Source organism: Sporosarcina sp. P12(2017), assembly GCF_002743035.1.
In the GTDB taxonomy this organism is placed as follows: Bacteria; Bacillota; Bacilli; order Bacillales_A; family Planococcaceae; genus Sporosarcina; species Sporosarcina ureae.
In genome coordinates, this window is the sequence record NZ_PDYL01000012.1 from 54,996 (window position 1) to 74,466 (window position 19,471).

General features: G+C 35.1%; 21 protein-coding genes and 1 pseudogene. All 22 read right to left on the minus strand.

Annotated features, from left to right (window positions below):
• Positions 1–322: 322 nt before the first annotated feature.
• Positions 323–727, minus strand: a pseudogene (locus tag CSV80_RS11090) (recombinase family protein); the annotation flags it as partial.
• A 118-nt stretch (positions 728–845) separates the two neighbouring features.
• Entirely contained in the window at positions 846–1,175 is a 330-nt protein-coding gene (locus tag CSV80_RS11095) for a YolD-like family protein (RefSeq protein ID WP_099670925.1), read from the minus strand.
• 11 nt (positions 1,176–1,186) lie between these two features.
• Positions 1,187–2,446 (minus strand): Y-family DNA polymerase, encoded by a 1,260-nt coding sequence (locus CSV80_RS11100; protein WP_099670926.1) that lies wholly within the window; start codon positions 2,444–2,446, stop codon positions 1,187–1,189.
• On the minus strand, positions 2,443–2,664 hold the full coding sequence (locus CSV80_RS11105; protein WP_099670927.1) for a transcriptional regulator: 222 nt from the start codon (positions 2,662–2,664) through the stop codon (positions 2,443–2,445). The genes CSV80_RS11100 and CSV80_RS11105 overlap by 4 nt, the downstream gene beginning before the upstream one ends.
• A 235-nt stretch (positions 2,665–2,899) precedes the next feature.
• A complete protein-coding gene (locus CSV80_RS11110) occupies positions 2,900–3,400 on the minus strand; it encodes a hypothetical protein (protein ID WP_099670928.1) in 501 nt (166 codons plus the stop codon).
• Between the two features lie 71 nt (positions 3,401–3,471).
• A complete protein-coding gene (locus tag CSV80_RS11115; RefSeq protein WP_158231893.1) occupies positions 3,472–4,254 on the minus strand; it encodes a GIY-YIG nuclease family protein in 783 nt (260 codons plus the stop codon).
• A gap of 222 nt (positions 4,255–4,476) precedes the next feature.
• On the minus strand, positions 4,477–5,841 hold the full coding sequence (locus CSV80_RS11120; protein WP_099670930.1) for a hypothetical protein: 1,365 nt from the start codon (positions 5,839–5,841) through the stop codon (positions 4,477–4,479).
• Between the two features lie 85 nt (positions 5,842–5,926).
• Complete coding sequence (locus CSV80_RS11125) at positions 5,927–6,781, minus strand: tyrosine-type recombinase/integrase (protein WP_099670931.1); 855 nt, start codon at positions 6,779–6,781, stop codon at positions 5,927–5,929.
• Between the two features lie 274 nt (positions 6,782–7,055).
• Positions 7,056–7,502 (minus strand): hypothetical protein, encoded by a 447-nt coding sequence (locus CSV80_RS11130; RefSeq protein WP_099670932.1) that lies wholly within the window; start codon positions 7,500–7,502, stop codon positions 7,056–7,058.
• A gap of 194 nt (positions 7,503–7,696) precedes the next feature.
• Positions 7,697–8,437, minus strand: coding sequence for a PaeR7I family type II restriction endonuclease (locus tag CSV80_RS11135; RefSeq protein WP_099670933.1), 741 nt, complete (start codon positions 8,435–8,437; stop codon positions 7,697–7,699).
• A 34-nt stretch (positions 8,438–8,471) separates the two neighbouring features.
• Positions 8,472–10,154: an Eco57I restriction-modification methylase domain-containing protein gene (locus tag CSV80_RS11140; protein WP_099670934.1), complete on the minus strand. Its 1,683-nt coding sequence runs from the start codon at positions 10,152–10,154 to the stop codon at positions 8,472–8,474.
• Positions 10,155–10,366: 212 nt separating this feature from the next.
• Positions 10,367–10,663: a hypothetical protein gene (locus CSV80_RS11145; protein ID WP_099670935.1), complete on the minus strand. Its 297-nt coding sequence runs from the start codon at positions 10,661–10,663 to the stop codon at positions 10,367–10,369.
• A gap of 58 nt (positions 10,664–10,721) precedes the next feature.
• Complete coding sequence (locus CSV80_RS17535; RefSeq protein ID WP_233201580.1) at positions 10,722–10,898, minus strand: defense against restriction DarA-related protein; 177 nt, start codon at positions 10,896–10,898, stop codon at positions 10,722–10,724.
• Positions 10,899–10,981: 83 nt separating this feature from the next.
• Positions 10,982–11,491: a hypothetical protein gene (locus tag CSV80_RS11150; RefSeq protein WP_099670936.1), complete on the minus strand. Its 510-nt coding sequence runs from the start codon at positions 11,489–11,491 to the stop codon at positions 10,982–10,984.
• Between the two features lie 74 nt (positions 11,492–11,565).
• Positions 11,566–12,228 (minus strand): RadC family protein, encoded by a 663-nt coding sequence (radC, locus tag CSV80_RS11155; RefSeq protein ID WP_099670937.1) that lies wholly within the window; start codon positions 12,226–12,228, stop codon positions 11,566–11,568.
• Between the two features lie 120 nt (positions 12,229–12,348).
• A complete protein-coding gene (locus CSV80_RS11160) occupies positions 12,349–12,711 on the minus strand; it encodes a hypothetical protein (RefSeq protein WP_099670938.1) in 363 nt (120 codons plus the stop codon).
• Positions 12,712–12,726: 15 nt separating this feature from the next.
• Positions 12,727–12,975 carry a hypothetical protein gene (locus CSV80_RS11165; RefSeq protein WP_099670939.1) on the minus strand — a complete coding sequence of 83 codons (249 nt, stop codon included), beginning with the start codon at positions 12,973–12,975 and terminating at the stop codon, positions 12,727–12,729.
• Between the two features lie 694 nt (positions 12,976–13,669).
• Complete coding sequence (locus CSV80_RS11170) at positions 13,670–14,374, minus strand: RecB family exonuclease (RefSeq protein ID WP_099670940.1); 705 nt, start codon at positions 14,372–14,374, stop codon at positions 13,670–13,672.
• A gap of 81 nt (positions 14,375–14,455) precedes the next feature.
• On the minus strand, positions 14,456–14,932 hold the full coding sequence (locus CSV80_RS11175) for a single-stranded DNA-binding protein (RefSeq protein WP_099670941.1): 477 nt from the start codon (positions 14,930–14,932) through the stop codon (positions 14,456–14,458).
• Positions 14,933–15,001: 69 nt separating this feature from the next.
• Positions 15,002–15,787 (minus strand): hypothetical protein, encoded by a 786-nt coding sequence (locus tag CSV80_RS11180; RefSeq protein ID WP_099670942.1) that lies wholly within the window; start codon positions 15,785–15,787, stop codon positions 15,002–15,004.
• 2 nt (positions 15,788–15,789) lie between these two features.
• Positions 15,790–17,082, minus strand: coding sequence for a RecT family recombinase (locus tag CSV80_RS11185; RefSeq protein WP_099670943.1), 1,293 nt, complete (start codon positions 17,080–17,082; stop codon positions 15,790–15,792).
• Between the two features lie 524 nt (positions 17,083–17,606).
• The gene (locus CSV80_RS11190) at positions 17,607–19,352 is read right to left on the minus strand and encodes a reverse transcriptase domain-containing protein (RefSeq protein WP_099670944.1); all 1,746 of its coding nucleotides are present in this window, start codon (positions 19,350–19,352) and stop codon (positions 17,607–17,609) included.
• Between the last annotated feature and the right edge of the window lie 119 nt (positions 19,353–19,471).

Genomic DNA, 19,471 nt, shown 5'->3' on the forward strand with positions numbered 1-19,471 from the left:
AAATGAATTTTATTAATAATGTAACTTCTAAACCTCCAGCCAAATTATAAATTGAAAGAATTCGGTATAAGTAAAACATCAGTTTTTATATTACATATTGGTATAAATATGGAGAAAAAACGCTTTAATCCTTAATTAAAATAATTTCATTCATTTTTTATAAGTTCAAAGGAGGATACTAAAATGACTGTTGAAGGAAAAAAGGATGTAGATCTGTTAGTTATAGGTGCAGGATCAGGAAGGTATCAATATTCCCGTTTACTTGCTGCTTTTCTTTTAATTTTGACATAGCTGAATCAACTACGTGATAGCAATTCAATAATCACCTAATTTGACTGCTTCTACGACTAGCCCTAATTAACGTATTTTTAGATATGCCTGTTAAATCTTCTACCTGCTTATATGAATTATTTTCTTTTAGCTTTAGAGCATGGTCGATTTGCTTCTTGCTATATTTTTTTGGTCTGCCCTCTTTATAGCCTGGATTCTGTTTTGCAACGGCTCTCCCTTCTGCCAATCGTTCAACAATCATGTTCCTGTCAAACTCTGCGATTGCTGATAACATTCTTAGAATTAATTTCCCCATTGGTGTATCTTCTATCAGCCCCATGTTTAATATGTGTACCTTCACACCTTTTCCTAAAAGTTCACGAATCAGTTTCACTCCATCTTCAGCCGATCGTGCAAACCAATCTAATTTTGTTACCGTCAATGGGTCGCCCTCTTCATATGGAACAAATAAAGCTTATTTAAAACAGGCATCAATCTATTCTGATATTGTCACGGGGTATTAGAAAAAAGGCGATCATTCCATCAACCGAATGATCGCCTTCCTTTTATAAGAATCAATTTACAACTTGGACGCTAAAGACTTCTGACACTTGTATTCGCTTTACTCCAAATGGCTTGTCGAGAATAACAACATTAGATTGTAAATCAATATCTTCAACTATCCCTTGATGTTGAATGATTAATCCGTTAACCCATGTTTTAACTAGGGTTTCACATTTCTTCTTGTATGCTAATTCGAGCTCTTCTTGAATCAATTGAAGATCCCACTCGTTCAGTTCCGGTCTTTCAGTGTAATGATCCTGATCCATCCATTTTCGTAATTCGACTACATGCTCAGGTAGCATCATTCCCTGCCACTTGATTTTCCCACGGTCGCGAATCATACTACTATCACCTATCCTTTATGTCCACCGACTAATTTTGATCTTTTAATAGCCGTCCCTGCATCTGTTAGTGAAACAGCTCTTAGAATTGCTGTTGATCCAAAACGAGTCCTGATTTCATCCATAGTTGTACCAAGTTTTCGAACTTGCCATTTTTTCGCATCAAATAAACTCAATTGCATCGAATGCTCGTCTTCCAATTTTGTAATCGAAACAGATATTTGACGAACCGCTCGGTGGTCATAGTTTTCATTCAGCAAAGCCATACAGACTTTGTAAATTTTCATTGTATCGTTGGTCGCTTCATCAATCGTGCGAGATCGTTGAAACCCACCACCAAAGGCATTTTTACTATAGCCGATACCGAGCGATATTGTGCGTCCAGCCTGGTAATTCTCTCTAGCTCTTCTTGCTACGTCCTCACACATTTCTAGAAGAACCGTATTCACTTCTTCTCGCGAATTATAGTCTCGGAGTAAAATTTGGCTTTTCCCATAACTAACCTGGCCTTCAAGGATTGGTGCACCCATTTCGGAAAGGTCAATCCCCCATGCGTGATGGTACAATTGATTTCCCAATACGCCAAACTTCTTTTCAAGATTTTGTAAATTGGCATGAGCCAAGTCGCCAACCGAAAATATCCCCATATTGTTCAAAGACTTTTCCGTTTGACGACCAATCCCCCACATTTCACTTAATGGGGAAACTGACCATAGTTTTGTCGGTACATCCCCAAAGGTCCATTTAGAAAACCCTGTTTTCTTCGCTTCTAAATCAAGTGCCAGCTTTGCCATTAACATGTTCGGTCCCATACCAGCCGTGGATGGTAATTTTAGCGTCTCCAAGATTTCTTTTTGAATATCTTTAACAGTTTGTACTGGGTCTCCCCACAACTTCCCGGTTCCTGTAAGATCAATGAAGCTTTCATCTATACTATATACGTGGATTGCTTCAACAGGAACATATTTATGAAGTATGCGGGTAACAGCCACCGACATTTCTAAAAAATAGCTCATTTTTGGATCGAATAACTTAATGTCCGGGTGGTGTGGAATTTCGTACATACGAGTACCTGTTTTCACGCGAAATCTTTTTTTCATTGGTGGGGATGCTGCAAGCACAACAGATCCTTTTCGCTCAAGATTCCCAACGACCGCAATCGGCACCTTTTGAACATCTAATTTATGCAGTGTGGCCATACAACTGGCGTAAAAACTCATCATATCTATACAAGCGATATTTCGGTTTGGAAATTTATCGTAGTCAATCATACAACAAGCCGTTCTTTCGAAGTGACGGGAACTAGTGCAAGGATGTTGTCGATTTTAAATGTACGATTGGATTTTCGTAAATAGCAATAAGCCCCGAATGAAACCTCACCGACCTGCATCACTTTGATTCTTCGCCTACTAATTGCACCGCCTTTCGACATGTATATCATATCTAAGATGTAATTCCGTTCCACCGATTTAATCAACTCAATACGCATGTTTGTTCCCTCCTCTTTTAATTATTATACAGAATGTATGTTCGTAACACAACGAAAAATAAACACTTAACAAAAGTTACCAGAAGTGGACTCTTTGTTAAGTGTTGTACTGGATTGTTTTCTTTTCTCTAAATACACTGTAAGTTAATTAATAAAAATATTACTCTTGAGAACGTTAAACAAACTGTAAGGTTTCCTTTTCTCAATAGCATTTTCCCTTCCTTATGCTACAGCTTTATTCGTTTGGGGCCTCTTCGTTCGAATCAAATGATATTGTTATATCATACAAATCCTCGATACTGTTCAGAATCCTGACGCCAGGTCTTCCTTCTCTGCCGATGTCACCAAAATGAAGGTGAAATCCATTAGGATTATCATCAATGAATTTGCGATCAAAATTACGGGCAGGTGTGTAAATCCTTAACTCTTGTTGATTATCAAAGTTCTGACGTCTTTTAGCCGCATACCCTAATTCTGGATGTTTGTCATACTCCGTTTCCAAATATAAAGGTGCATCATCCAAACCTTGATATTCTACCGCATGCATCCATCCCCCCTTAAATCTAGAATCGTTTTCTAGTAACCCTTGTTCCAAATCTTTTACACCATGAAAAAAAGCAATTTTTCTTCCTTGAAATTCATTTTTGAAGGAATCTATAATAGCTGAAGGAATTCGTTTTTCTTGAAACTGATCAACCGTAATGTAAAAGAAACAACTCATGTAAACATCAAGCATATCCCGATCAATCTTCGCCAGAAACTCCCGGTCAAATTTTTCCTTTTGCCCTCGTCAAATTAAAAGAATTTCTAATTAGAGCGCTCCCATTTTTGGACAAAGCGTTCACCATCTTTTTTTACTTTCTTTAAAAATACTTCAGGACTGACAATTTTTCCGTCTACTTTGTGAATAATACAAAGGATTATTTGATTATTTCGTTCTCTGATTGCAAAGCTGGATTGTTTCCAGAAATACAATATAAAATCAGAGTCACTAAAAAACTTATCTTCTATATAGCTCGTATCAAGCTCCAACATTATGCTTAATAGCGTAAAATTCAGCTCACTTTGCTGATAGAACCCAAAATACTCGTTCAAGTACTCCTCGATTACATTTGCAGCTAAATAAATATCCTTTATCTGAAATAATTTATCATTTAGCGATTGAAGCCATCGCTTATTTATTGCATTCTTCTCTTTATCAGCTAACAGTAAGTCTGAATCCTCTTCACCTAAGCTTACATTTATATACTCATCTCTTTCTGACACCAGGCTAATATTATATTTACCCCTAAACATCCCACTGCGAATAAAGAAACGTTCTAACAAATCTGCATCAAGTTCTTTTTGACAAAAATACACCTGGACTTTTGTGATTTCCTCCCTCTGAATACTGTTCCATAACTCCCGATTGTGTGAAAAACGAAAATGGTCTATAATTCGTTTTCTTAGGTTAGAACTTTTTCCTGTGTACAACACTTGATCATCATTATCAAAGAAAACATATACACCGTATCTTGAAAGCAACTGAGGGGGTAATTGGCGAAGAATATTTATATTCGATACCTGGATAGTCAACGAGGCTTCAGGCACACACTTCTGGAAACTAAAGATACACTTCACCCCACTTCGACATTATAATTTCTTCCGTCTTTTCTTTTTCCAGCATTATATACAGATTATCCAATAGCCCCCATAAGGGTACCAACAAATTTTATTTCCTTTAGGGAAACCAAACTTCTTTATCTCTCTCCACCCTTATATCCATAGAGCATTTCAAAACCTTGTAGTTGTCTTCATCTAAATTCAAACATATTAATCATATGGAGCCTCTGCAACCAATTTAGCTCCTATTAACATTAAAGTAGGACATGACACATCAGTTAGCATCGAGTTAACTATTTCTTTTGTAAAACTAGAATTTAATATATATGGTCCCTTCTCACCTATATTTTCACTAATTAGCGAGAAAATTGAATCTGAGTCAATTGATGTCTCGCTATTTTTCCCAATTAAATAAAGAATATAGTATAAGAAATAAATGTCATACGAAGAACCTTTAGGATTTATTTTTTTTACTTCTGTTAAATTTGGATAATGTTCCGCCACAAATCGTTTTAACTTTCGAATATGTATAATCGATGTATGCATTAATTCCCTAAAATTCTCCAAAACAATTCGAACTAACTTTTCATCTACTTCGGAGGTATACACATCATTATTTATTTTCCCCATAATACCTAAAATCCCAAAACCATATTCAAATTCTTGAGGGGATAATCCTAATGAGAAAGGAGTTTTTACGATATCACTTACAATAAAAACTATATTATTATGAATATGATCCATAAACTCTTTAAAATCTTTATGCTTAAATACAACTTGTTTCGTAGTAACTTGAAGTTCGTGAAAGACAAATTCCTTTTTAATTTTGGTGATAGCCTTACCTCCGAAATTAGCCTTAAACAAGCATACTCCAAAAAAACTTACTAATACTTGTAATTGATTTTTGTTATTTCTAAAAGATAAAAAACAATGACTACCACTTTCACAGGTTTTTGAAAAATCGTAGTATAGATCATTATCAGAAATATAAGTTATACAATTGTTGTCTCCACCTTTTTCAATAAAGTTAATTACATCTGAAAATTCTTCATGTTTTTCATTAATATCATTAACGTAGCATAACCACTCGTATGCCATTTTCGCCACTAACCTTTGCATAGATTGACTATAAAATATTTCAAAACTAAAACCTACTTTTAATTGGATTTCCATATTATTTAGGTTAATTTCCTTAATTTCTTTTCCTTTTCTTTCAGCCAATTCCTTTAGCTTTTCAAAGTCACCAAATAAATAGTTTCCACTTAAACTTTTATAGGGGTTACCATTAAATAAGTCTAGTACATTTTTAATTTGACGTTCATATTCTACACCATCAATTTCTACTGTTACTTTATATTCTGCTTGCTTTTTTTTCTTGTTTGAAATATCTAAATGGTTTCTAAGAAATACTAGCTTAGATATTACATCACTTTCAAAACTTTCCCCAAAATCATTATTATGTCGTACCCGACATACATTTTTTTTAGTGATTTTAGCATTAGTTAAAGTCTCAGGAATAATATCTGAAACTGATAAATCATCGGTCGCATTACAATATATACATTTTTCTACCATATCTCAAACTCCTTTTTTAGTTCGAATATATAACCTGAATTACTTTCAGTTCTTCCAAAGATACAGTTGAATAAAAATACAAACTTTATAGTTGATTCATTTTCTCCAACATTTCTTTTTTTGTGGGGTTTGTATATAACATCGTCGTATGAATATTTGAATGACCTGCTTGATTTGCCACTTCATGAATACTCATGCCTTTCTCAATCGCATTTGAACAAAAGAAATGCCGAAGATCATGTGGAGTTATATCTTTTCCAATCTTGGCTGAATAAGTATTAAACAGCCTATTCACGACAGTGCGATCTAACCTTCTGTTTCGGTTGCTTGGAAAAAGGAATTCGCAATCTATTCCTTTCTCTTTTCTTTCTCGCAGCCAAGACTGTAAGGCGATTTTCACTTTCTCTCCCATAAAAACTGTTCTAGATTTATCTCCCTTCCCATCTAGAATAAGTATTTCACGGGATACCAAGTTAATATCAGTTACTTTTAAATTGAGTGTCTCTGAAATTCGTAATCCCCCGTAGGCTAGAACGGTTACAATTGCATAATTTCTTGCCTTTCCACTATCCAGTACTAACTGACGAAACATTTCTGCATCCTGAAATTCAACTTTTGCAAGGGACGCATACTGCTGCTGAACTTTAACGAAGTCACTCTTTTCAATAACTAGATCAGATTGTTTTTTGTCATGAATTAAAAACTCGTTGAATTTTACTAAACCGCTTAATTTAGTGTTAATTGTTTTTGGTCCTACCGTTTCAATTGTTTTAAGATAGGATAGATATTCTCTTATATTTTCCCGGTGCAACTTTGTGAATGAAACAGCTTTTGATTCATCGAACCATTTTATATATCCATTAACGGATTGAGTGTATCCTTTGATGGTATTTTCACTTAGGTCACTTGAATTTAAATATTCCTGGAAAGCTTCCATCATAATATCATCTCCTGTAAATTATGTTGCATTTATTTTTCATTATAATTTATAAACTATGTTGCATTATGACCTTAATTATATATAATAAAACACTAAAATACAACATAATTTATATTATGTTGTAAAAATAAAACGTTCACTTTTTATAGTGAACGTCTTAATCCCTCTTTGGATCTTAACAATAACGAAAGTGTTCAAGTGTATGGTTAGACCATTTATAAGAATCTAGGATTTAATATTTAAACTTCCCATTTCACATTACCTTTATAAATAATTAAAATGGTAAATCTTCATCCTTTATATCATTCTCGTCCTTGACTTCTGATTGCATATATTTTGGAATTGGTCTCTTTTTTGCATAAGTCATAATTTTATCATTGACTATAAATTCATACTTAGCCATCCATAATGCCAAAGGATTCATCGTATCCGTTGTATCATACCCTCCTGTTTTTTCTATATAACTATCTAGATTATCATCAAAACCTTTAGCAACTTTCTCGAAGAACTGCTCCCTAGATGTATGCTTTTCATATAACTTGACGATAGACAACAATTCTTCCGCTAAAAGTCGAACCGGGAAACCCAGATGATACTCAATACGGGAGCCATCATCATAATTATGAGGTTTAGTTGTCTCAATTAGCTCCCATCCTAACCTTATTAGATTATTAGTTTCAGAAGAACTGCGAGTGCTTAAAACCCTAACATAATCAGCCATCAGGATGCTCCTTCACAATATATTTTAATTAAATTATATCATTATACAAATTAGCATCCGATTAATGACAGCTGCTAATTTCTCATACTTCTATAGATAATTAGTGCATTTATTGTATATAGAAAGCATTTCCCAATAACACAATACTTTTTCTATTTATATAAAATATAAGTTACTCTCCAAGCTTATCTATTTTATTTGGATACGTGGTAACGTGATACAACATCACCTAACATTTTTGCTACAAATTGATAAAACCCAAGTTCGTGACTTGGCTCTATATATTTTCCGTGGTCGTCGGCATTAGCAATGATGAAAGTGCCCGTAGTATAAAGTTCACTTTCTACTAAGCGATTAACTAAAACTTCTATACGTGTTTCGTAACTTTCCGGAATAATTTCACCATTACCATCTTGTGTTGTAAATACTTCATCAGCTTCAAATAAAGGTATAGTTATTCTCGAGCCATTCTTATTATCTTCATGTTCTCCCAATACAAATATGTATCCTACAAATGGGCGTCCAAATGTGTTCTCACTACCACTTAAATGCAATCGAATATTAGCTTGTTGTAAATCAAATGCACTTCCTATCGCTTCTTCCGAACGGTTGTTAAGATTATTGCCTACTGAACCAAACATTGACTTCATTTCCACAGCAGCTAATAATAAATTCCTGCCATCCTCTAATGGTTTATAAACCACTATATCCCAATTCTTAGATACACGGAAAAACCCTGGTAACCTAGCTTTTGTTCCGCTGACGATATGATCTTCAGAAATACCATTTTGAATTAATAATTTTTTTATTATCTGTTCAAAAGCGTTCATTGTTTTTCCATGGAGTACCCCATCTTCACGAACTTTCCAAAAGTGCTTTAAACCGTGTTTTATCTCTTCACTTATTTCTGCCTCAGATGGTATATTGATTTGCAATGCTAACGCCTCTCATTTCATCAATTTTATCATTTTAATTAGTTACATAATTGATTAGTAAATCCATTTCTCGATTATTTAAATTATATACTTTTTTTAGCAATAAATTCATTCTACTTTGATCATCCTTTTTATAGGCTTCATGAATTTCCGCTTCAATTTCACAGCTAAGATTGGTGGGCAAACAAATTTTTTCGACACTTTGTTTTTGAAAGCGACTATAGCCCCCTCTCATTTTAGTTGAATAGGCTTTAACAAATGCTAATCCAATTGGACTTTCCATTAAAATTCGAAGTGTTTCTATATTCCACTTTCCAGGAAGCACATAGTATAAACTATGTTCGGGGTAATACTTACCATTTTCTATTATTATTCGGGATTTAGAAGCTATATCTGGAAAAACTAATTTAGGTATATTTATTTCTTTTAATCTAACTTTCTCTTGTGTATAGAACCAATTTAAGCCTGTTTTATTTTTTCTAACAAAAGCTCTATTTGCTAAACTTTCTTTATGCAAGTTTAAATATGATTTTATATTTGGAAACTCATTTATATTAACTGCTTGATTATTCTCATCAAAAGTGTTTATTAAATACTTACCGTCCCAGTTTATCTTGCCAGTTTTAATATGATCCTTGGTGATAATTGGAATAAGCAATTCTTTTTCTAATTTAAACTTCTCTACTATTTTATTTGATATTAGAAATACTCTGTTGAGACCTGTGGCAACCCCAACTTTGCATTGAACCCCTAGAGGTGCTTGCTTTATTGATGGATACAAAAACTGTAATTTCTCAAGAATTGGAAGCACTGCAATATCCAAAATCCAAGGATCGTCATTTTTAAACCATTCCTCTTTCAGATGTGAATCAACAATTTTTGTTTCTTTGTTAGATATTACGCTTGCAATAATCTCTTTAATTTCTTCCTCCGCAATACTGTCCGTATATAGACACATTGACGCCTCTCCATGTTTTCGATCGATTCCAAAAATACATGGATAGGCCGAGACATCGGATAGAAAAGGTTGAGTCTGATTGAGATCGATGAAATACTTCACCCTAAATGAATTACTTATATGGGCTCTGATTTTCTTTCCATAATTATTTTTCGCAAAACGATCAGTGCAAATATAAGATAAGATCCCTTTATTCGTTAACATGTTAAGACCATGTTCCATAAAAGCAATATATATATCTGCACGATCATATAGCGTCTCAAAACGTTCGCGATAGGTTTCCAATACTTGAGGGTCTATATTTTCTATTCGAATATATGGAGGATTTCCAATAATAAAATCAAATCTTTCCTCTAGATTTAAGTTCCAAGATAAAAAGTCCTCATTCACAATCCAATGTTCAGAAAGTTTCCTAGCAATATTTTCATTTATTCCTTCGGATTGAATATGTTCGCATATCTCAATTTTTAATTCTTCATATGTTTGAGGGTTTACCTCTATTGCCCTAAAGGAGTCTTTCAAAAGGTTCTCTAAGAAATCTTCATCTCTATTTAGTTTTTCTAAATCCATTTTTCCTTTTACCGATTCTATTAATCGACTAATTGCAAACGACAGGAAGGCTCCATCACCCGTTGAAGGCTCTAACATTCTTTTCGTATGTAACTCTTCATCAGTTCTATAGCCAATCATGTCAAGCATTGCATTAACTATTTTAGGTTTCGTATAATATTGACCCAATCTTTTTTGTATAGTTATCACTACTATTATTCTCCTTCTATTGTAGTTCTCTCATTCCATTATACATCTTATAAAAAAACTATACAGTTAAGAGGGAACTTCATATCAGTTCCCTCTGCCAAGTATGCTGTTTACAACTTACTAACTATTTTGAGTCACCCATCTATCGTTAAAAATTTGGTAACAATTATAAAGTATCGCCATATCCAGGCCTATCACTTCTCGCTAAATTATCAATACTCTTCGGGTAACATTGCGATACAGACTAACTCATCACCGTAGTCGTCAGTTACCAACCAAATATTTTCAGGTATATTTAATTCAGTTAGATCCAATTCGCCAAAGATATTTTCATTTCCATCTGTAATGATCACTTTATCGCCTTCCTTTTTAAAGGCGATAAAATAACTTTGTTCGTAAAAATCTCTGGCAATCCGAAACATAACAGCAAGAATATTAGTGTATTTTCCGTCCCCTTCAATCAAACCATTTATTCCTCTTGTCAGCAAAGATCTGAATGCCTTCTCCATATTTGTTTGCCTCCAATTTTATTAATACCCATATTTTTCATCTGTTAAAACTGGTTACTCACTTCGCTAGAACCGTCCATGCCTTCATGTCATAGTCGTCTAGTTCTTCCGCAGTCAATTCACGTTTGTACGCAACGATCCCGTGTCTCCCTTCAGCTTCAATCACTTCTAAGAAACCCTTTGGCTGGCATCCAATTGATACAGGACGTAGCAGCATTTCATACCAATACTTCATACAAATCATCCTTTCAAATGTATTAATAAAAAACAAAAGACGTTCCATTGAATACACAAGGAACGCCTTTCGCATAAATTTAGTCAATCATACCAAATATGTTCTCTTTGATCTAAAGCTCTTATGCGATCTATCGTTTGACACTTTCCAATTTCCTTAGTCAATCCACCGGTACTTTCTCCATCTCGGCAAGTTAAATATAGTACCTCTAGCCCATTAGGAGTATTTAAGATGGCTACCCACGACGAGTCATATCCCTGACGTAATTCAGTTCGGAACAAGTGCAACAAAGAAATACTTTCTGTCGGAACTTGAATCTGCAATACCAAATCCTTTATTTTTTCATCCATAAGGCTTTTTGTTTCCATTACCTTCCTCTTGGATTCGTTTATTACATATTGCAAATCCTTTTTTTCTTTTTCCAGTTTCACAATTCTTTTCTCCCGATACGTTGATATATCCCATTCCACGTTGTACGAATTAGTTAACCGGAAATTTTCTTGATCAAGTGCTTTATTTGCTTCCTGTAATTTTTCAATTTCTATGTTCTTTCTATTAAAATAGTTCCATACTTTTGAAAATAAGTTTTTCATTTTGCATTCTCCTCGGATCTAATTTTGATGAAAAATAAAGAGCGTAAATTAATACGCTCTTTGTCAGATTTCATTTACATATATCCTTTTTCTTTAAGTGATAAGAATTGATGGTCTCCGATAATCACATGATCCAAAAGCTCCACTCCCATCACACTGCCAGCTTCAGCCAGTCTCTTAGTAACTTCAATGTCTTCCGGTGAAGGTTCTGGCGATCCACTGGGATGATTGTGCCCGCAAATTATGGATGCAGCACTATGTTTTACAGCTTCGCGATAGATCTCGCGTGGATGTACTATCGAGGAATTTAAGCTACCGATAAAAATCGTCTTTTTATGAAGCACTTCATTTTTTACATTTAAAAATAATACTACAAAATGCTCCTGCGTAAGAGATGTCATGTCGGCCATTAAATAAGACGCTGCATCTTCAGGCGACCTGATTGTATAACGTTTTTCATTCTTTCCAGCATTCCGTACTTTTTTAGCAAGGAGCATCCCCGAATGAACTTTCAAAGCCTCATTATGTGTCATGCCTTCATCTTCCAATTCAGAAACAGTCATTTCAACTAAAGTTCTTATTCCACGACCAGCTAAGCGGCCTGTAAATTCAGGTGTTGAAGATGGCCCAATTAGCACGGCAAGAATATCTTGCAACTCTATGACACTTTCTGAACCGATTGCATTGTATGTTGCGACTGCTTCACGTGCAGAAGTAATATATTTTATTGTTGTCATTTTTGATAGTCCTCTCTCACACAAAGCTAGCGCCGAGTGGCACTAGCTTTCATGTGCCACTCATTCCTTGCCCGGTGGAAGGCTTTTTATGTTATAATAAATCTACATTGTTTTAAAGAATTACTTTTTACGAGACGAGAATCTTCTTGTCTCTTTTTTTTCGCCCATTTTTGCTACAATGGCATCATCCCAACCCAACTTTTTTAGATTAGAAGCCGTAATGTTCAACACTTTCCATGGATTGACACCTTCAAGAACCATGTTCTGCGCTAATTCTTTCAGCCCTTCCTCGTTGAAACTCCACGATGCAGATATGTTGTAATCCCAAATAACGTCGCCAGTATCAACAGGACCATTAACATCAACAAATGCTTTCAATTCAGCTTTCATTGCTTTCGCAGCTGCTTCGACCCGTTCAATTTCCTTACCTAGTTTTATTGCATAATCCATGCTTTTAACTTCTTCTGTTTTTGCGAGTACCATGATTAAAATCCTCCTTTAAATTCCAACATTTCCGCTACCGATAACCTTCACATCACCGTTTTCAATGGACAAGAAAACATCTTGAATATCGGTAAGCAAATTCAGCTTTTTAACTTCTCCTTTGCCATCCAGTTGGTAGATACCACCAAACTTAAAGACAAGAAATTTCCGTTCTTTCTTTTCATCTATATAACAGATGAAAGATTTCTTCGCACCTCCTTTTTTAACATTGGAAATAAGACTTTCTAATTGTTTTCCAACCATTTAAATCACTCCATTCCCATTTTATTTTTGAAAACAAAAAAAGCCGACCGCATCCCGAAGGATTCAATCGACTTTTAATATATATCACGCAAAAATGCGTAAATACCCCATGTGAACATGCCCGAAAGCAATTTTATGACGCACGATTACATCTGCCTGGCTTTTCTCGAAAAGAGAATTCAAAGGCTACAACATTTGTGTCGAATCTCCTTTTAGAAACTTAAAAGGTATAACGACTTTCATCAAAATACGATGACTTGAAAACTAATAGAATATAAATTAAGTTTATCAAATCATCGTAGTAGTCGCAACACTTCGGAAAATTTATAGCTAGGAAACCCCATAGATATTTGTTGACTAATGACCTTATAAGGAATAGGAGCAGACTGAATACTTGGCAATCAATACGATGATGGCTCATATGTTTTTAAAACCGATTTAGTTTTAAGTAAAGACAAATAAAAAGCCCCTAAGTTACTAGAAGCCTCAAAGATTATTTAATTTTCTTTTCCCTTGATTTAAACCAATCAGATACGACACAGTAGCAATGCCTCCGCCTGCACCTATGATTGCGACTGCTTCCATTATTGTAAGCATAGTCATGTAAATACCTCCCTCCACTATTTATTGGACAAAGAAAAAACACCGAAGGGAATAATCCACATCGGTGATACCTCTATCTTATTTTCATCTTTTAATAACTACTGAACTTCCGATAGCATTCAATTACAAACGGGCAATGCCTACAATGGCTAGAAGGCGTCGATCGGAATAAACCCTCCGCTTCTTCCGGCAGCATGTCTAAAATCTCACGTTTGGAATTGATTTCATTTGCTACACCCAAAGCCCACTGTCTGGACCTCTCCATATCAGCTTGATTGAAAACGTGTTTGCTTGCTCTTCTGAATCGAAGAAAATACAAGTTGCCTTCAACCCGTTTTCTATTCTTTAATTGACCTACAGCCCACGCGTACAATCCTAATTGATGATTATCACGAACATCATATCTGACGCGATTCGTTTTCCAATCGACTATTTTATCGCCATCTGGTGATAAAAGATCGATATAGCCTTGTAACACCGGGGCTGAATCTGCATCGGAAAGTGAAAGTTGAAAATGAATCTCCGTTTCACCCATGTTCTCTTTAATCGGTGCATGACTAACCAACTCTGACATTTCATCCATAGTCACTTCTGGATGAAACTCAGCTTCAATCATCCCGTTTAAAACGGCTTCCGAATGAGACACTCCATTAATTTTATCCTCGACTGCTTTATGAACCGCTTTACCCAAAGCTAAAGGGTATGTGGTCGGTTCTTCGTATCCCGCGATGTATTTCTTGAAGAAGCGATACGGACATATTCTGTAAAGGTTTAAACGTGAAAAAGAGTAAATCAATGTGATCTCTCCTTTCTTCTTTCTGTTTTCAAAAAAACAAAAGGAGACTGGATTTCCAATCTCCTTCTATTAAACTTCCAGCTAAAACGGCAGGTCATCATCGCTTACGGCAATAGGACCTCCACCGGTTTCGAATTGATTACCATTTTGATTTTGAGTGTTACTGTTGCCAGCATACGGATTGGATTGTTTCTGATAGTTCCCCTGCCCTTGCTGTTGTTGGTTGCCTTGACCTTGTGGTTTCGGATCTAGAAACTGTACAAAATCAGCGACCACCTCTGTAACGTATACACGGTCTCCCTTGTCATTCTCATAGTGTCGAGTATTAATACGACCATTTACGGCCGCTTGACTACCTTTTTTAAGATAATTCGCTGCATTTTCAGCCGGCTTTCTCCATACTTGAATCATGATGAAATCAGCATCATTTTCACCATTGGCATTTTTAAAGGGACGGTTAATAGCAAGTGTAAAATTACAAACAGCTACACCGTTTTGTGTGTATTTTAATTCTGGCTCTTTAGTTAATCGACCTACTAAACTTACGTTATTCATAATGTTCTCCTATTCCCGTAACTGATTTACAGCTACGTCCCTATTTGTCCTCCGTAAAGGGTGACGGATATTTTAATTTGCGAAAGACATTTTGTCATTCACGTTTGCTTCCTTTTTATGAACACCTTTTATCGGCGTTTGCAGTTTCTCCATTTCTAGCATGTGATAAAGAAAAACGACGTTGTACACGACCTTATCCATTCCAAAGTCATAGGTTGATAATGATGCTTTCCACGCCGCTCGCCCTATCTCAGCTCCTTCTATAGCCCAGCCAGTACGTTCATCTTCATCCTTCACGTATTCAGCCAACAGTCGATTGAACAACAAATAAATTTGCGTTTTATGACACGACTGAATGACATATTTAAGAAGTTCATTTTGACGTGCTGCTTGATTTTCAATGTGAGCAATCACCATAAACAAGGCAAAGTGTTTTACTAGCTCTTCATACTCATAATTTTTCCAATCTCTTAAAACCGATTCCCGATTCTTTTTGAAATCGTTACGATCTTTTCGTTTGTATTCAGCCCACCCGATTAACCGAAGTTGACGTGCATTCAAACTTTCAGCAGGGTGTAGAGGTTTCTTCCTTTTGCCAAAGTATTTTTCACGTACTTCGTTGTAAGGAAGACCTGACAACTTTGCTTCAAAGTCTAAAACGCCTCCTGAAACGCCACAATACCAACATTTATAGACTTGATCATGCGTATTTAAAGATAGATAAAACTTGTTACCCTTTCCCGGTTTAAAATCCTCTTCACAAAATGTACATTTGCAAAGCGTTTCCTTTTTACCGTGATACCGAGGATTGAACGTAAGTCCATATTCCTCGGCAACTTTTAGAATCTCTGGGAGCATAATCAAGCACTCCTTTTATCAGCATCTCTCAATTTCACGAAAAACGTAAATCCATTCTCAGTACGAGTCTGCATAGCAAATTCGTCACCTACCGAAAGATGCTTTGTTGTCTCAACTGCTTCATGACCTTGTGCAAACACCATTGATTGCTTATTATCCGCGATATTTTTCACATACATTTTTGCAAAAAATACGCCAGCTGGTGTTTTACCAGGTTCATACTTTTCCATGATGAATGCATCAAGCGATTCAATAGGCTCGGAAGCTATTTGATTTTCCTGTTGAACAGGCCCTTGAACAGATTCTGTTTGATTGGATTCCAGTTCAGTTTGAACATTTTGCTCATCCGTCTGAACATACGAAAACTTTTCAAGAAAATTAAAGCCACTTTCATTTTTAATGACCAAAGACAACTCTTGCCCCGTTTGAACACGGCTTAGAGAGTCAATTGTTTCTTCTTGCTCTTTTACCAAAACAAGATTTACTTCATTGGTCGCTTTGTCCATTACGTTCAATTTTGCAAACGTAACATTTTGTGGACTTATACCTTTTTCAAAACTTTGTAGGATGAATACGCCTTCGAAAACGTTTTCCTTTGGCTTTTGAAAAGATGCCGTAGGAGTATGTTGATTCTCGACAACTTCGTTTTGTTTTTGTGGGGCTGGATTAGACTGATCCGGAATGTCCGCATTGCCACTATTGTCATTAAATCCTTCATCAATCGACATCTCCTCGCGAGTGTACAAACCACCTAATGGAAACTGACGACGAAGTACGAAGACTTCCGCTATTTTCTGGATCATTGCGGAAGGCATTTTATCCCAAACATTTTTATTTTTATACTTCGAGTTAAGTTCACCTGAATTCGCTTGAAAGTATTCCAGAAAATCTACGAAGACGGCTACGGGTCTAAAACGCTTATGATGCATAACTGCATAAGCACCAAGTATTGGACCACGCTTCTGACCGAACTCATGCCGAACACTCCCTTCTGAAGGGATGAACTCGAATGTGTCTCCTTCTCTAACCACGTTAGCATTGGGAGGTCCTACATAGCCTTCTTGTGTAGTAGCTACACGAAGCAACCCATCGCGAGTAGTGATGAAAGAGGTGTTCGGTCCGTTCTTCGTTTCGTAACGTTGAAAAACGATGTCACCAAGCAAAGGATTCAGGCCAAACGTTTCACAGACTTCAATGAAATGGTTCGCCTCTTCTTCAGTTCCATTTGCTGGCTGAACAAACCTATTCCAAATCAACGACTTTTGTTCGTTTGTAAACGTAAGTACTTTTTCCACTTAAACCATCTCCTTTTAATTTTTTTAGAAATAAAAAAGTCGATCTCACCCATAAGGGATCAATCGACTTTTATGTAACCCACTGCAACAGAAAACGAAAGTTGTTTTGTTTTCATATCATTTCATTGATATACTCCTTTCAGTTTTTTAAAACAAAAAAAGCCGATGTCACCCATAGTGGGATCAATCGGCTTTTAAAATATATATCACGCAAATAATGCGTAAGTATCTAGTGTGCATGTAGCAATCTTGGGACGTAATACGTCTGCCTAACATTTCTCAATGAGAATGAAAATACAAAGGCTAAACATTTGTGTCGAATCTCCTTTAGATATAAATAAAAGGTATAACGACATTCACCTATAAGAAATGGTGACTGAAAACTAATGAAATATGTATTTATTATATCCAATTCACAAAGAACTCGCAAATCGAATGAAAATTAGTTAAAGGGTTGGGTTCTTTAAATCAATTATATTTAAGAGGTAAATCTCGTTTTATGAATAGAAAAAAGTTAATATTATTTACGAATGCGCTAAATGATAAAACTTACGTGTTTTATTATCAAATACATTAATTACATCAGAAATAGGAATTACCTCATTCGGAACAGATCCTTTTTCTGTGCTTCCTTTCGCCGCTATCGCAATAACTTCATTATCCGAATTTACTATCGGTCCTCCACTATTTCCGCCGAATATTTGGGCACTTATTTCAAATCGTTTTTGTTTTCTAACTCGGTCTGCATGGGTTCTTTCTCCCATAACCACCCCACTTGATACTCTTAAGTCTTGACCATCTTTATAACTTGGATATCCTATTAATTCGATTATTTGATTAAATTCAATTTCTTCGTTGTATTCAAAACCGTACTTACTTGTATCGAAATCCTTTATGGTTAATATTGCGATATCCCTAAATGAATCAAAGTAGTCAATCTTGGCAAAATATTCTTGACTACCGTATTTGGATTTATGGATTCTTATATAATATTCTCTCTCAAATTCAGCGCCATACTCTAAAACCTCAATGTTCTCATAGAGTACATGTGCATTTGTGACTAAACCCATATTTCTTATCAGAACACCGGTGCCTTGACCATTGCAAGCCTCAGATTTTTCGCCATCCATCGAATAGATACTGTATAAAGAATCAATTACAAAGGTGTTTTCTTCTCTTAATTCAACTTTACTAATCGGTACCCTAATAAAAGCTAAGTTTTGATTTTTTATTACTTTATTAAATCTTTTTGCTAACTTTAAAAATAGTTGATCATCTTTACCTTTTACAAGTCCGACATAAGAAATCATCCCACGTAATACATCAAACATCTTTGGCTTTTTTATTTGACTTTGACGAAAACTATACTTTTCTCTAAATGTTTTTTCGGCCATACTAATGTCGTCTATATTTTTTTCTATACAATTTAAAATCGATCTTATTTTTCGGATGTATTGCCTATCTACATTAGTTTTTTGATTAACAGTTATTCCAGTAACAGATTGATTTTGATATTGACTCCGCAATCTATTTTTCTTCATATTTATTGAAAAACCATTTTTTGAAATTATACTTTTCACTTGTGAGCCGATTTTCGTTATAGATTCCTCAAAATAAGCTATTTCACTAGGAAAGTAATTACTGTCGCATGAAATAGTAATGTCATCCGCATACCTTGAGTAGGTACAATTCATTTTTTTTGCTAATCTAGAAAGATCCTCATCTATCCTACGGGAAATTATATTTGAGATAATAGGAGATGTCGCTGCTCCTTGAGGCAATACACCATCGTTATTACAACAAATATTTGCTAACGTAGAAGCAACACTATTATTAAACTTATAATAAGTCATAAACATAGCCCTTACCCGAGCATAAGTTATAGTTCCGAAAAAATTATCTAAATCGAAGTTCAAAACGAATTTTTTCGCCACATGTTGACTTGCATTTGTTACAATACTTTTTTTCAGTACAAATCCATGTGAGTTAGTATGACTTTTTTTATAACTTATGGATAAAATATAGTTTAATTTCTTCTGTATGATTGATAAATTATTTGTTGGTGCATTAATAATTCTATCCCCACCGCTTTTTTTCTTTAATGTAAAAGTACGATAATTATTTTCTTTATTTTTCATCAAGGTCTTCCATAAAAGTTCTTGCGGTATTTCTAGTAACCCAGCTATATCTTGAAAACTATTAAGGGATTTATATTTCTTCGTTATATTATCATCGGAATCCTGCAATTTAGGACTTCCCTGAAATGACATGGCTACACATCCTTGTTTTAAAGAGGGGAGTAGGGATAATTCTACCGTTCTAGTTACCCCGACATAGACGACGCGGAAAACAATATAAGATACACGTGAGTAAATCATACATTTATATA

Coding starts and splice junctions, on each gene's coding strand:
- CSV80_RS17535 (WP_233201580.1), bottom strand. CDS start 10,898: ATGAAGTATTGGTATGAAATGCTGCTACGTCCTGTATCAATTGGATGC.
- CSV80_RS11190 (WP_099670944.1), bottom strand. CDS start 19,352: ATGTCATTTCAGGGAAGTCCTAAATTGCAGGATTCCGATGATAATATA.
- CSV80_RS11130 (WP_099670932.1), bottom strand. CDS start 7,502: ATGGCTGATTATGTTAGGGTTTTAAGCACTCGCAGTTCTTCTGAAACT.
- CSV80_RS11145 (WP_099670935.1), bottom strand. CDS start 10,663: ATGGAGAAGGCATTCAGATCTTTGCTGACAAGAGGAATAAATGGTTTG.
- CSV80_RS11105 (WP_099670927.1), bottom strand. CDS start 2,664: ATGCGTATTGAGTTGATTAAATCGGTGGAACGGAATTACATCTTAGAT.
- CSV80_RS11120 (WP_099670930.1), bottom strand. CDS start 5,841: ATGGTAGAAAAATGTATATATTGTAATGCGACCGATGATTTATCAGTT.
- CSV80_RS11100 (WP_099670926.1), bottom strand. CDS start 2,446: ATGATTGACTACGATAAATTTCCAAACCGAAATATCGCTTGTATAGAT.
- CSV80_RS11110 (WP_099670928.1), bottom strand. CDS start 3,400: ATGCTTGATGTTTACATGAGTTGTTTCTTTTACATTACGGTTGATCAG.
- CSV80_RS11160 (WP_099670938.1), bottom strand. CDS start 12,711: ATGGTACTCGCAAAAACAGAAGAAGTTAAAAGCATGGATTATGCAATA.
- radC (WP_099670937.1), bottom strand. CDS start 12,228: ATGACAACAATAAAATATATTACTTCTGCACGTGAAGCAGTCGCAACA.
- CSV80_RS11165 (WP_099670939.1), bottom strand. CDS start 12,975: ATGGTTGGAAAACAATTAGAAAGTCTTATTTCCAATGTTAAAAAAGGA.
- CSV80_RS11180 (WP_099670942.1), bottom strand. CDS start 15,787: ATGCTCCCAGAGATTCTAAAAGTTGCCGAGGAATATGGACTTACGTTC.
- CSV80_RS11095 (WP_099670925.1), bottom strand. CDS start 1,175: ATGATTCGCGACCGTGGGAAAATCAAGTGGCAGGGAATGATGCTACCT.
- CSV80_RS11125 (WP_099670931.1), bottom strand. CDS start 6,781: ATGATGGAAGCTTTCCAGGAATATTTAAATTCAAGTGACCTAAGTGAA.
- CSV80_RS11150 (WP_099670936.1), bottom strand. CDS start 11,491: ATGAAAAACTTATTTTCAAAAGTATGGAACTATTTTAATAGAAAGAAC.